13 protein-coding genes are annotated in these 12,559 nt (G+C 65.0%); 4 read left to right on the plus strand and 9 right to left on the minus strand.

Features of this window, described 5'->3' with window-relative positions; all coding sequences use genetic code 11:
• Positions 1 to 4: 4 nt before the first annotated feature.
• The 9 genes from D6M19_RS19505 to secY form a co-directional block, all read right to left on the minus strand.
• Positions 5 to 1,042, minus strand: coding sequence for a pyridoxal phosphate-dependent aminotransferase (locus tag D6M19_RS19505; protein ID WP_123026993.1), 1,038 nt, complete (start codon positions 1,040 to 1,042; stop codon positions 5 to 7).
• Positions 1,042 to 2,052 carry a 3-oxoacyl-ACP synthase III family protein gene (locus D6M19_RS19510; protein WP_123026907.1) on the minus strand — a complete coding sequence of 337 codons (1,011 nt, stop codon included), beginning with the start codon at positions 2,050 to 2,052 and terminating at the stop codon, positions 1,042 to 1,044. The genes D6M19_RS19505 and D6M19_RS19510 overlap by 1 nt, the downstream gene beginning before the upstream one ends.
• A 7-nt stretch (positions 2,053 to 2,059) precedes the next feature.
• Positions 2,060 to 2,731: an SRPBCC family protein gene (locus tag D6M19_RS19515; protein ID WP_123026908.1), complete on the minus strand. Its 672-nt coding sequence runs from the start codon at positions 2,729 to 2,731 to the stop codon at positions 2,060 to 2,062.
• A complete protein-coding gene (locus tag D6M19_RS19520; RefSeq protein WP_123026909.1) occupies positions 2,712 to 4,433 on the minus strand; it encodes a thiamine pyrophosphate-binding protein in 1,722 nt (573 codons plus the stop codon). Before D6M19_RS19520 ends, D6M19_RS19515 begins: the two co-directional genes overlap by 20 nt.
• 69 nt (positions 4,434 to 4,502) lie before the next feature.
• A complete protein-coding gene (locus D6M19_RS19525; protein ID WP_123026910.1) occupies positions 4,503 to 5,234 on the minus strand; it encodes an anti-sigma factor family protein in 732 nt (243 codons plus the stop codon).
• Positions 5,231 to 5,743: a sigma-70 family RNA polymerase sigma factor gene (locus tag D6M19_RS19530; RefSeq protein WP_123026994.1), complete on the minus strand. Its 513-nt coding sequence runs from the start codon at positions 5,741 to 5,743 to the stop codon at positions 5,231 to 5,233. The genes D6M19_RS19525 and D6M19_RS19530 overlap by 4 nt, the downstream gene beginning before the upstream one ends.
• Positions 5,744 to 5,833: 90 nt before the next feature.
• Complete coding sequence (gene map / locus D6M19_RS19535) at positions 5,834 to 6,631, minus strand: type I methionyl aminopeptidase (protein WP_123026911.1); 798 nt, start codon at positions 6,629 to 6,631, stop codon at positions 5,834 to 5,836.
• Positions 6,632 to 6,660: 29 nt separating this feature from the next.
• The gene (locus D6M19_RS19540) at positions 6,661 to 7,209 is read right to left on the minus strand and encodes an adenylate kinase (protein ID WP_123026912.1); all 549 of its coding nucleotides are present in this window, start codon (positions 7,207 to 7,209) and stop codon (positions 6,661 to 6,663) included.
• Positions 7,206 to 8,531, minus strand: a complete 1,326-nt coding sequence (secY, locus tag D6M19_RS19545) for a preprotein translocase subunit SecY (protein WP_123026913.1) — start codon at positions 8,529 to 8,531, stop codon at positions 7,206 to 7,208. The genes D6M19_RS19540 and secY overlap by 4 nt, the downstream gene beginning before the upstream one ends.
• A 339-nt stretch (positions 8,532 to 8,870) precedes the next feature.
• Between secY and D6M19_RS19550 the strand changes: the two genes are divergently transcribed.
• The 4 genes from D6M19_RS19550 to D6M19_RS19565 are packed head-to-tail and all read left to right on the plus strand — an operon-like array spanning position 8,871 to position 12,518.
• Positions 8,871 to 9,803, plus strand: a complete 933-nt coding sequence (locus D6M19_RS19550) for a class I SAM-dependent methyltransferase (RefSeq protein WP_123026914.1) — start codon at positions 8,871 to 8,873, stop codon at positions 9,801 to 9,803.
• Positions 9,800 to 10,705, plus strand: coding sequence for a class I SAM-dependent methyltransferase (locus tag D6M19_RS19555; protein ID WP_123026915.1), 906 nt, complete (start codon positions 9,800 to 9,802; stop codon positions 10,703 to 10,705). The genes D6M19_RS19550 and D6M19_RS19555 overlap by 4 nt, the downstream gene beginning before the upstream one ends.
• Before the next feature lie 8 nt (positions 10,706 to 10,713).
• Positions 10,714 to 11,619, plus strand: coding sequence for an SAM-dependent methyltransferase (locus tag D6M19_RS19560; protein ID WP_123026916.1), 906 nt, complete (start codon positions 10,714 to 10,716; stop codon positions 11,617 to 11,619).
• The gene (locus tag D6M19_RS19565) at positions 11,619 to 12,518 is read left to right on the plus strand and encodes a class I SAM-dependent methyltransferase (RefSeq protein WP_123026917.1); all 900 of its coding nucleotides are present in this window, start codon (positions 11,619 to 11,621) and stop codon (positions 12,516 to 12,518) included. Before D6M19_RS19560 ends, D6M19_RS19565 begins: the two co-directional genes overlap by 1 nt.
• The last annotated feature ends 41 nt before the right edge of the window (positions 12,519 to 12,559 follow it).

The following is a 12,559-nucleotide window of genomic DNA, read 5'->3' on the forward strand; positions in this document are numbered from 1 at the left end:
GCTTTCAGCGCGACGCGAATGGTTCCAGCGCGTTGAGCACCGCTTTGGTGGACTGACGGTTACCCACGGTGATCCGCACGCTGCCGTCGCCGTAGTAACGGATCTGCAGACCCGTGTTCTCGAAGAACTGTCTCCACGGCCGCCTGCCGGCGGGCAGATAGACGAAGTTGGCATGGCCATCGGTGCTGTACACACCCATCGAGTGCAGCCGCATCCGCAGATAGCGCCGTTCCGAAGCGATCATCGCGATCCGTTGCTGCAGCTGGCATTCCGCATCATAGGAGGCGGCGACCGCCACCAGCCCGGTGATGCCGATACCGAACGGCAGCTGCATCGTCCACAGCCTTGCGGCCAGATCGGGTGCGCAGAAGCCGTATCCGATCCGCAGTCCGGCCAGCCCGTAGGCCTTCGAAAAGGTACGCAGCACAACCACATTAGGGAACCGCTCGATCAACGAGAGGGCATCGATGCGGTGTTCGGGGGCAAGAAACTCGACATAGGCCTCGTCCAGCAGCACGACGGTGTCCGACGGCACTCGCTGCAGGAACAGTTCGATGTCGGCGGCGGGTTCCACGGTGCCGGTCGGGTTGTGTGGACGGCACACCACCACGACCCGTGCGTTGGTTGCCGCCTCGGCCATGGCGTCCAGATCATGGTGGCCGTGCTCGTCCAGTGGCACGGTGACCGAAAACAGCCGGGCCATCTGGGCGAAGATCGGATACCCGTCGAACGTCGGATACGTCATCACGATGCGGTCGCCCGGGCTGGTCACCGCGCTCAGCACCTGCATGATCACCCCGGTTGCACCGGCACCGATCACCACCTGTCCCTCGCCGACACCGACATGGCCTGCGATCAACGCACGCAGCCGCTCAGGCAGGAACTCCGGATACCGGTTCGCCACGTCGACGGACTCGATCAGCGCCGACCGCACTCCCGGCAACGGCGGAAACGGATTCTCGTTGAGCGACAACGCGAACGGGTTCACCGCGCTCGGCAGTGTGGAGACCGCCTCGGTGAGCTCCCTCCTCGGTGTGCTCATCAGTCCCGACCGCCCCACTTGATCGCGGCGGCGCCTGCGAAGTCGCCCGCGTGCGCGAAGGCAGCCATCAGCGCGACATCGCCCTTCTTGAGCTGACCGTCGGAGATGGCCCGCTCGAGATTGACCGGGATGCCTGCGGCGAACAGGTTGCCGCACTGCTCGAAGGTGTCGCGATGCCGCTCTCGGGGCAGCTCCAGCGCCTCGCGCCAGTTCCGCAGGAAGGCCCTGTTCGGCTGGTTGGTGACCAAAAGGTCGAGATCCTTTGGCTTGATGCCGATTCGGTCGCAGACCGCGTAGGACACCTCGGGCACCTGGCGGTTACCGCGTGCCAGCACCTTGGTGATCTTGCTCTCGGTGAACCCGATGGATCCTTCGCCGGGGCCCGGCTGCCACCACTTGCGCGCCGGCTGCATGGAAATCGCCATGTCACCGGCGAATTCGCCGTAGGTGCGGCATTCGATGTCGAGGATCGGCGATTTATCCGAGCGGGCAACCAGACCCACGGCGGCGCCGTCGCCTGGCACCGATGCCTGTGCCTTGGTCCGGATCGTCTTCTGGTCGAAGATGGTGCCCGCAGCGTTCTGGGCGACGGCGATCAGCGCCGTCTCTCCCTGCCCCGACTCGATCAGGTTCTGGGCCAACTTCATTCCAAGGACGAAGGCGGCACACCCGCCATTGTGCAAATCGAGCACCCAATTGGGCTTCATGCCAAGGCGATGCGCCATCCCGCCGCCGCCGCCGTAGAACGGAACGTCCGGCAACTGGACATGGGTGATCAGGATGTCGACGTTCTCGATGGTGTCCTGGCCGTGGCGTTCGACGATGCCCGCAGCGGCCCTTTCCACCATGTCGATCGCCGTTTCGTCCTCGCCCACGTGATGGCGAAACCTCGGCGCTTTGAACATCACGTTGTCGCGCAGGTCATCGGACTCCGCGAAACCGGCGTAATAGGCGGCCGGGACCGGTTCCCCGGGCAGATACGTCGAAATATCGAGCAGGCTGACAGTCATTTCGTCCTCACTTCATCCAGGCCGGGGTGACCGGCAAGCCGTTGCGGCGTCGGTATTCGACGATTGCCTTGAGGTTCTTCATCTCCAGCAGATGACCGGGTCCGAACATGTCCCAGAAATCCCCGACCCACACCGGACGCCCAGGGGGTGCGGTCTCCGGATAGGGATTTTCGTCGTAGAACGGGTGGTGGCAGTTGGTCCACAGCACGACAGAACCGGGCTTGTCGAATACCACCTGCGCGTCAACGATGCGCATCAGGTAGATCATCCACAGATGCTTGCCCTGGTCCCAGGCGCAGTGGTAGTCGACCGTGCGGGCCTCTTTGTTGGCCACCGTGCGGGTGAAGATCGGGCTGCCTTTGTCCCCGCCGAGCTTGTCGTAGGCAACCCAGAGACCCTGCTCCTCTGTCGGGGAGAATCCCCGCAGGCTGTACGTCCACTCCTCGAGGGAACGGGTGTCGGCCATGTAGTCGAACAACTCGTCGGGTGGACAATCGATGTAATCGTTTACGGTGCAATATGTTCCGAACACTTCGTCGTGCGGATAGACCGACCGCATCATCTCCATGATGATCGGTGTGGCCTTCTCCCTCGGCGACGTCTCGACGCGAACAACACCGTCGATCGGTTCGACAGTGCCTCGATGGGCGGTGATGTCATCAAGCGCGGGCAACGACATGGGAACTGATCTCCTCTGCGATAACGGGATTTTTCACGGCTGTCTTGCCGAGAAAGGCTGCGAATGGCGGGATTTCGTCTGCCGAGCACTGCACCGCGACGACCGACGGCCCGTCGATGTCGAGCGCGGCCTGCAACGCCGCGGGCAGATCGTCGATCGTGTCGACGTCGACCGACGACAGACCGGGGAACATGGCCGCCAGGCCCGCACCGAGCCGGCTCGGGCCGAAGCGGTTGTAGCTGTAGAGGTCGCTGTAGAACAGCTGCTCTCGCGTCACACACATCGCGTGCGCATGGTTGTCGAAAAGCAGGAAGGTCACGGGCAGGCCGTACTGCAGCGCGGTGTGAATCTCCATGCCGTGCATGAAGAACGAGCCGTCGCCGGCAATGACGACGGTCCGGCGTCGCCGCCCGAACGCCATGCCCAGCGCGGCGCCGAAGCTGTATCCCATGCCGCCCATGCCGAGCGCCACGATGAATCGGCCGTCCCGACGGGCAGGCAGGTAATGGATCGCAGACGCGCCGATGTTTCCTGCGTCGACGACGATATCGAGGCCGTCAGGCAGCGCGGCGTCCAGCACAGCCATCGCCTCGCGGTACCGCACGCCATCGCCATCGTGTGACGGCGGTTGCAGGTCGGCCCGTTCCACCACGTCCGGCACGCGCAGACCCGTCGGCCTGCCATTGCCGTTCAATGCCTGGGTGAGCAGTCTCAGCGACCCGCGGAGATTTCCGGTTTGGACGTGCGTGCACGGCACGAACGGCGCGGCCGACCCGATCGAGTACGTCGGCACCGACGCCAGCACGTCGTCCAGTCCCGCGCGCGCGGTCACGCTCAGCTGGGTGCCGACCAGCAGGCACAGCGCGCTGTCGGCGATCGCCTTGGCGACTCCGGGATGTCCCATCACGCCGGTCACTCCGAGCGCTGACGACGATCCGAGCCCCGGTGTGCCCGCAACATCCTTGGCATCGGGGACGGTGGCGACGCGGGCCCGCAGCATCGAACGCAGCTGGGCGAGTTCGGCGCGCGCGTCGTCGCGTGCCACCTGCTCCCCTGCGATGATCGTGATCGGGCCGTCGGCGTGCCGCAGCGCCTGCGCGATGGCTTGCGGGTCGCCGAGTGCAGCCCCGATCGCCAATCCGGCCGGATGGCCGGTCACCGCACCGTTGACGTCCAGGCTGGCTTGCTGGATGTCTTTCGGAAGCAGCAGCACCGCGGGACCACCCCGGTTGGCTGCCGCGATGGCTTCGGGCAACGCGGTGGTGATGTCCGCGGGCGTCAGAATCCGTCGGCAGAACACCGACACCGCGGAGAACAGCGCCTCGCCGTTCAGCGAACCGTTTCGCCCGCTGGTGTCCTGGAAGGCGCCACGGCCGTCAAGGGTCGTCGGGGGTTGGCCGATCAGTGCCAATACCGGGACCCGGCTGGCCAGCGCCTCACCAAGGCCGGCAACGGTATTGAGGCAACCGCCGCCCGAGGTGGCGGCCACCACGCCGAGACCGGCGCCACTGCGGCTGAGCCCGTCGGCCATCGTCGCGGCGGAGAACTCGTGCTTGGCCAGCACGGCGGTGATGTCATCGTTGAAGTGCGCGGCATCGTAGAGATCCTCGATGTTCGCGCCGTCGACGCCGAAGATGTATTCGACGCCGCTCGCCGCCAGATAGCCGACGATGTGGTCGACAACCCGATGCGTTCTTGCCATTCAGTCACCTGCTTTCCACCTGCAAGTGACACGACTCGTGAGTAACCACGGTTCAATCCGTGACCCGACTCACAAATCTGATTGCAATAGCACCGCTCTCGTATCGGTGTCGACGAGTTGCACGGACTTGATCTGGTCCTTCTGCATCGTCGTGTTGCCGCTCGGCAATGCGGTCGCGCCGTTCACGCCGACCCAGGTCGCGATCTGGCTCTGAGTTCCGTTGTGGTCCACCAAGACCATCGACAGGTTCTCCGTCGTCGCCTGGCCGCGGCTCGCATAGTCTCCGTACGTACAGACCATGTCGATCCTTGTGCCCCAACCGAAACCGGTCAGTGTGATGGCGGCGTTGATCGGCGTTTCGGCGACCTTGCTCATCGTCACCGAGGAAGCCATCGGCTGGTCGTCGCCCTGCCCGCGGATGCCGGGCAGGATTGCCACCACCAGGGCGACGGCAATCACCGCCGCCGCGGCGGACAGCATGATCAAGCTCCGCCTGCGCGTCCGGCGCCGTCGCCACTCGACCCTCTGCATCAGCGTGTCGAGCATCTCGGGTGGCATCGGCGGCGCTTCGGTCGCCGGGTCGTCGAGTGCTTCCACTTCTTCGGCGGTCAGTTGTGACAACAGCGCTGGGATGCCACTCAATTCGGCGACGGCCGCGCTGCATCGGGCGCAGGTGGCGAGGTGCGACTCGAACTCGCGTCGTTCATTTCCCGACAGGGAGCCAAGGACGTAGGCGGCGTCCCACGTTGCGTACGGGTCGTCACCGCGCAAATCGTCATCGCGGTTCGCGGGCTGCGTCATCGGGTCACCCCCATTTCCTGCAGTGTCAGCCGCAACGCCCGCACGGCGTAATGCAGCCTTGATTTCACAGTGCCTTCGGCAATATCAAGGTCGGCGGCGATCTGCGCCGTCGTCCAGCCCTGGTAGTACGACCGCCTGATCACCGCGCGGTGTTCAGGGGACAATTGTGCCAGGGCACCGGTCAACAGCATTCGGTCCAAGGCGGAATCCACCTCATCCGGGCCGGCGCGATCGTAGGTCTTTTCGATATCCGGGGTTCCGGTCTCGCTGCGAAACCTAGCGCTGCGCCGCTCGTCAATAATCATATTTCTGGCGACGGTGAACAGCCAGGCTCGCGCCGACCTTTCACCGTCGGTTACCTCTGGGTGCTGCCAAGCGCGCACCAATGTTTCTTGCACAACATCCTCTGCCCGTGCCGGGTCACCGGTGAGCCGCACGGCATAACGCCATAAGGCGGGGCCGTGCTCTTCGTAGAGCGCTCGCATCAAGGCGGCCTCCGGATCGTCCATTCGCACCTCCCTCGTTACTACGAGGACGGAGTCGGTCCGGTTCACTCCGATTCGCCAATTCTGCCCGGCCAACTGGGCAGTTGGGTGGATTTAGCAGGTCAGGACGCGAGGCCCGGCGTCGGTCACAGCAACGGTGTGCTCCCAGTGAGCGGCGCGGGATCCGTCGGCGGTGACCACGGTCCAATCGTCGGCCAGCACCACCGTGTTCGAGGTGCCGAGCGTCAGCATCGGTTCGATGGCGAGCACCGAGCCGGCAACCAGGTACGGCCCGCGACCCGGCTGGCCCTCGTTGGGCAGGAACGGATCCATGTGCATGCGCCTGCCGATGCCATGGCCCCCGTAACCCGCGACGATGCCGAATTTGCGGCCATGGCGCTTCTCGGCCGCCCTGGTGCCGGTCTCGATGGCGTGGGAGACGTCGGTGAGTCGGTTGCCCGGCACCATTGCCGCGATGCCCGCCTCCATCGACTCCTTGGTCGCCTCGGAAAGGGCCTCGTCGATCTGGATCAGGTCACCGACCCCGAATGTGATCGCCGAGTCGCCGTGCCAGCCGTCGACGATCGCGCCGCAGTCGATCGATACCAGGTCGCCGGCGGCAAGTGTTTCGGTGGCCGCCGGAATGCCGTGCACAACTCGATCGTTCACCGACGAGCAGATGCTGGCCGGGAAGCCGTGATAGCCGAGGAAGGACGGGGTGCCACCGGCATCGCGAATCACCGATTCGGCGATCTTGTCGAGCTCAAGGGTGGACACCCCTGGCACTGATGCTGTCCGAACGGCCTGCAATGCGGCGGCGACGAGCGCACCGGCGACGGCCATCGCGTCGAGCTCACCTGGAGTGCGCGGCTCGACCACCTTGCGGGTGCGCATCCCCGGCAGGGTGATCATCGGCTACCTGCCCCAGCTCAACGGTCGGTTCACCGACCGAGTGCGCGGAGCGCGCGGGCGAAGACCTCGTCGAGTCCGCCGACCGCATCAACGGTCTGCAGGTTGTTGTGGCTGTAGTACTCGAGCAACGGCCTCGTCTCGTCGGCGTACACCTTCATCCGGTTGTGGATGACCTCTTCGGTGTCGTCGGCGCGGCCGCGGGCCGCAAGGCGCGTGAACAGCTCGTCCTCGGAGACCGCGAACTCCAGCACCGCGTCCAGCTTGGTGTCGTGGCTTTTCAGCATCTCGTCGAGCGCCTCGGCTTGGGCCACCGAACGCGGGTAACCGTCCAGGATGAACCCGGCGGCGGCGTCCGGCTGTCCGATGCGGTCCTCGACCAACTTGTTCGTCAGCTCTGAGGGCACCAGGTCGCCTGCGTCCAGGTAGCGCTTGGCCTCAAGGCCCAGCGGCGTGCCGGAGCTGATGTTCTCGCGGAATAGGTCGCCCGTCGAGATCTGCGGAACGCCGAGCTTCTCGGACAGCTTCTGCGCCTGCGTTCCCTTGCCCGCCCCCGGCGGTCCGAGCAGTACGACCCTCACTTCAGGAACCCTTCGTAGTTGCGCTGCATCAGCTGGCTCTCGATCTGTTTGACCGTATCCAACCCGACGCCGACCATGATGAGTACAGCTGTACCGCCGAACGGTATGTTCTGCACGCCACCGGTGTTGCCGATCTCAAGGAACAGGTTCGGCAGGACAGCGATGACACCCAGATAGATCGAACCGGGCAGGGTGATCCGGTTGAGCACAAAGCGTAGATAATCTGCGGTCGGTTTGCCGGGTCGGATTCCGGGGATGAAGCCGCCGTACTTCTTCATCTCATCGGCACGCTCGTCGACGTTGAATTGGACCGACACGTAGAAGTACGTGAAGAAGACGATCAGGCCGAAGTAGACCGCGATGTAGGACGGGCTGGCCGGGTTGGTGAGGTAGTTCGCGACGAACTTGTCCCACCAGCCGTTACCTGGTGTGGCCTGGCCGCTCTGGATCAGCTGGGTGATCAGGTGGGGGATGTAGATCAGCGACGACGCGAAGATCACCGGGATGACGCCGGCCTGGTTGACCTTCAGCGGCAGGTACGTCGACGTGCCGCCATACATTCGCCTGCCGACCATCCGCTTGGCGTACTGCACCGGAATGCGGCGCTGGCCCTGCTCGACGAACACGACGCCGACGATGATCACCAGGGCCGCGATGCAGACGGCGGTGAAGACGACCGGGCCGCGGCTGTCGAGGATGTTTTTGCCCTCAGACGGGATGCGGGCGGCGATGCTGGCGAAGATCATCAACGACATGCCGTTGCCGATGCCGCGCTCCTGGATCAGCTCGCCCATCCACATCACCAGCGTGGCGCCCGCGGTCATCACGATGACGATGACGGCAAGGGAGAAGATCGACGTGCTCTGGATGATGTCGAGGGTGCAGCCCTGCAGCAGCCCGCCGTTGGCGGCGAGCGCCACGATGCTGGTGGCCTGCAGAAGTGCCAATGCAACCGAAAGGTAACGGGTGTACTGGGTGAGTTTGGCCTGACCCGCTTGCCCTTCTTTGCGGAGCTCTTCGAAGCGCGGAATGACCACCCCGAGAAGCTGCACGATGATGCTCGCGGTGATGTAGGGCATGATGCCGATCGCGAACACCGCCAGCTGCAGGAGAGCGCCGCCGGAGAACAGGTTGATCAGCGAATAGATCTGCGCCGAGTCGCCACCGCTGAGCTGCGTGATGCACTTCTGGACGTTGGGGTAGTTGACACCGGGTGACGGGATCGACGCGCCGACCCGGTACAGGATCAGGATCGCGAGGGTGAAGAGGATCTTGCGTCGCAGGTCAGCTGTCCGCAGCGATGAGATGAAAGCCGAGAGCACTCTTCCTCCTGCGCAGCCGGGCTCATATCGCGGCGTGCCAATGGGGCTGGTCTCTACCAGCGTCGGTTACGTCTTGTTGCGCAGTCCCCGGCAGCCTGGGTGCTTGTCAGCCCAGGCTCGCTTCTGAGCCTGGGTGCAAGTGCGCTCAGGCTATAAACCTGCGCCCAGCCTGCGGAGTCACGCAGTCTCCGAGAGTAACAGTTGCCGAAGGTCTACCCCGCATCCGCTGGGCAAGGCAGAAGAGGTCAGGCGACTTTTCAGATTCGGGGCGTACAGTCTTTTTCAGCTCGTTACATCAGCTAAGTAAGTTTGACGGACAGTGATCGACAGGGGTTCTTCATGGCTCGCACGGACGACGACAGCTGGGATCTGGCCTCGAGCGTTGGAGCGACGGCGACGATGGTGGCGGCCGCCCGCGCGATGGTGACCAGGATCGATGGCGCGTTGATCAGCGACCCGTACGCCGAGCCGCTGGTGCGGGCGGTCGGTGTGGACGTATTCACCAAGCTGGCCAGCGGCGAGTTGGACCCGTCCGTGTTCGCCGTCGACGACGATCAGAACGCCGGGATGGACCGGATGGTCGACAACATGGCGGTCAGGACGAAGTACTTCGATGACTTCTTCATCGAAGCGACGACCGCGGGGATCCGGCAGGTGGTGATCCTGGCATCGGGCCTGGATTCCCGCGCTTACCGGCTGCAGTGGCCCGCGGGCACCGTCGTGTACGAGGTGGACCAGCCGCAGGTGATCGAGTTCAAGACGCGGGCGCTCGCCGACATCGGCGCAGAGCCCACCTCCGATCGCCGCGCCGTGGCGGTCGATCTGCGTTTCGACTGGCCTGCCGCATTGAAGGAAGCGGGCTTCGACGCCGACCAGCCGACGGCGTGGAGCGCGGAAGGACTGCTTGGCTACCTGCCGCCCGACGCCCAGGACCGGCTGCTGGACACCGTCACCGAGCTGAGCGCCGCAGGCAGCCGGCTGGCCACCGAGGGCCCACCGCCCATCGATCAGAAGGACGTCGACGAGGCGATGGAGAAGATGCAGTCGGCCGCCGAGCGGTGGCGCGAACACGGCTACGACCTCGACTGGGCCAACCTCGTCTATATCGGCGACCGCAACGAGCCCGGCGACTACCTGGCCGAGCGTGGCTGGGACGTCAACGGCACCGGTCTCGATGAGCTGCTGATCGCCAACGGGTACCCGCCGCTGGAGGGCGAAACGCCCTTCGCCAACCTGCGCTACATCAGCGGCACCCACAGCGGTCAACCATGACCAGGGCCGACGCAGACAGCTGGGACATCGCGACCAGCGTCGGTGCCACGGCCACCATGGTCGCCGCGGCAAGGGCGATCGCCAGCCGAGAGCGCGACGCGCTGATCGACGACCCGTTCGCCGAGCCGCTGGTGCGCGCCGTCGGACTGGACTTCTTCACCCGTCTGATCGACGGCGAGATCGAGATGTCCGACGACGACGGCGGGGCCGCCACCTGGTTGATCACCAACGTGATGGCGGTGCGCACCCGTTTCTTCGACGACTTCTTCATCGCGGCGACTGGAGACGGCATCACGCAGGCGGTGATCCTGGCCTCCGGCCTAGATGCTCGCGCATACCGGTTGGGATGGCCCGCGGGCACGGTCGTCTACGAAATCGACCAGCCCAAGGTGATCGAGTTCAAGAACGCGACGATGGCGTCGATCGGAGCCGAGCCGACGGCGCAGCGCCGCGCCGTCAGCATCGACCTACGCGACGATTGGCCTGCCGCATTGCGCCGCAACGGGTTTGACGACACCAAGCCGACGGCGTGGTCGGCAGAAGGGCTGTTGGTCTACCTTCCGCCCGAGGCCCAGGACCGGCTCTTCGACGACATCGCCAAGCTGTCGGCGCCGGGCAGCAGGCTGGCCACCGAGTACCACCCCGACGCGGGTGCGAGCATGGGCCGGCGCGCAGAGGCGTTTCGTCAACGATGGCAGAAGCACGGGTTCGACATGAACCTCGCTGACCTGTTCTATCCGGGTGAGCGCAACCCCGTCGTGGACTACCTCAGCGAACACGGGTGGCGGGTGACGGCCCGCGACAGGACAGAGATGTTCGCCGAGTACGGACGACACTTCCCCGACAGCGAAGAGCTTGCACCGATGCGGGACTCACTCGCCGTCACCGCAATTCGACAATAGGAATCCTCGTGGCACGGACAGACAACGACAGTTGGGATCTGGCATCCAGCGTGGGAGCCACCGCCACCGCGGTCGCGGCGTCCCGCGCCGTCGCCTCCCAGGGCCCCGACGCACTCCTCGACGACCCCTACGCCGAGCCGCTGGTACGCGCGGTCGGCCTCGACGAATTCGTGAGGGTCGTCAACGGTGAGTCTTTCAAGGCGGACGATCCGGTGATGACCCGCAGAGCGATGAGCGAGCAGATTGCGGTCCGCACAAGGTTTTTCGACGACTTCTTCTCCGTCGCCTCCGAGGCAGGGATACGGCAGGCCGTCATTCTGGCGGCGGGCCTGGATACCCGGGCCTACCGGTTGAGTTGGCCCGCGAATACCGATGTGTACGAAGTCGATCAGCCCGAGGTCATCGCGTTCAAGACCGCGACGCTCGACGAGCTCGGCGCCGCGCCGAAGGCGCAGCGCAAGACCGTCGCCATCGACCTGCGCGACGACTGGCCGTCGGCTCTGCGTGCGGCAGGGTTCGATTCGGCTCAGCCGACCGCGTGGATCGCCGAGGGTTTGTTGCCGTATCTGCCGCCCGACGCGCAGGACCGGTTGTTCGACCACGTCACAGCGCTGTCGGCCGCAGGCAGTCGCCTGGCGACCGAGCACATGGACACCACCAACCTGCCCGCCGATTGGGCCGATCGAATCAGCGACCGATGGCGCCGCGCGGGCTCGGACATCAATCTGAGTGACCTCTTCTACGCGGGAGAGCGAAACGAGGCCCGCAACTACCTGTCGTCGCACGGGTGGCAGGTCGCCGTCTATTCAACCAAGGCGCTCTACGACGGACACGGCTTCGCCCTTCCCGACGACGAATTGGTCAGGATAATGGGCGATTCCGGTTATCTGACGGCGACACTGCAGGGAGCATGATGGCCCGAACTGACAACGATTCCTGGGACCTGGCCTCCAGTGTTGGCGCGACGGCGACCATGGTCGCCGCACAACGCGTGCTCGCCCATCGCGAGGGGTTGATCGACGATCCGTACGCCGAGCCGCTGGTGCGCGCCGTCGGCCTCGACTTCTTCGTTCGCGCGCTCGACGGAGAGATCAACCTCGAGGACGTCGATCCCCGGTTCAGCATCGAGCGGGCGGCAAGGGGCATGGCGGTGCGCACACGTCACTTCGACCGGCTTTTCACCGACGCCGCCGCCGACGGCGTCCGTCAGGCCGTGATCCTGGCGGCGGGATTGGACGCCAGGGCCTACCGATTGCCGTGGCCGGACGGCACCACCGTGTTCGAGGTCGACCAGCCCGAGGTGATCGAGTTCAAGTCGCGCACGCTGGCCGAGTTGGGTGCACAAGCCAAGGCGGTCCGTCGCACGGTCGCCATCGATCTCCGCGAGGTCTGGCCGAAAGCATTGTCGGACAACGGGTTCGACCCCAGTCAACCGACAGCGTGGACCGCCGAGGGTCTGCTCATCTATCTGCCACCAGAGGCGCAGGATCTTTTGTTCGACAGGATCGACGAGCTCAGCGCGCCCGGCAGTCGGGTCGCCACTGAGCACATCCCGGATGTCAGCATGTTCTCCGATGAGCGGTCGCAGCTGATCTCGGATCGGCTCAAGCAATACGGCCACGACTTCGAGATGGGCGACCTGATCTATCACGAGAAGCGCAGTGACGTCATCTCCTACCTCGAGGATCGGGGCTGGGATGTCTCGGCGAGAAAGATGCCGGATGCCTACACCGACAACGGCTTCGAGTTTCCCGAGGACGGCGCAATCGGCTTCTTCGCCGATATGAGCTACGTCAGCGCCGTCAAGCGCTAGCCCTGCACCGCGAGCGTGCGTGTCTGCACACGACACGCCGC

This window comes from Mycolicibacterium stellerae (assembly GCF_003719305.1).
In the GTDB taxonomy this organism is placed as follows: domain Bacteria; phylum Actinomycetota; class Actinomycetes; order Mycobacteriales; family Mycobacteriaceae; genus Mycobacterium; species Mycobacterium stellerae.

Bases quoted from the DNA above. Each gene is read 5' to 3' on its own strand.
- D6M19_RS19555 (WP_123026915.1), top strand. From the start codon at position 9,800: ATGACCAGGGCCGACGCAGACAGCTGGGACATCGCGACCAGCGTCGGT.
- D6M19_RS19505 (WP_123026993.1), bottom strand. From the start codon at position 1,042: ATGAGCACACCGAGGAGGGAGCTCACCGAGGCGGTCTCCACACTGCCG.
- D6M19_RS19530 (WP_123026994.1), bottom strand. From the start codon at position 5,743: ATGGACGATCCGGAGGCCGCCTTGATGCGAGCGCTCTACGAAGAGCAC.
- map (WP_123026911.1), bottom strand. From the start codon at position 6,631: ATGATCACCCTGCCGGGGATGCGCACCCGCAAGGTGGTCGAGCCGCGC.
- D6M19_RS19515 (WP_123026908.1), bottom strand. From the start codon at position 2,731: ATGTCGTTGCCCGCGCTTGATGACATCACCGCCCATCGAGGCACTGTC.
- D6M19_RS19525 (WP_123026910.1), bottom strand. From the start codon at position 5,234: ATGACGCAGCCCGCGAACCGCGATGACGATTTGCGCGGTGACGACCCG.
- D6M19_RS19565 (WP_123026917.1), top strand. From the start codon at position 11,619: ATGGCCCGAACTGACAACGATTCCTGGGACCTGGCCTCCAGTGTTGGC.
- D6M19_RS19520 (WP_123026909.1), bottom strand. From the start codon at position 4,433: ATGGCAAGAACGCATCGGGTTGTCGACCACATCGTCGGCTATCTGGCG.
- D6M19_RS19510 (WP_123026907.1), bottom strand. From the start codon at position 2,052: ATGACTGTCAGCCTGCTCGATATTTCGACGTATCTGCCCGGGGAACCG.
- D6M19_RS19550 (WP_123026914.1), top strand. From the start codon at position 8,871: ATGGCTCGCACGGACGACGACAGCTGGGATCTGGCCTCGAGCGTTGGA.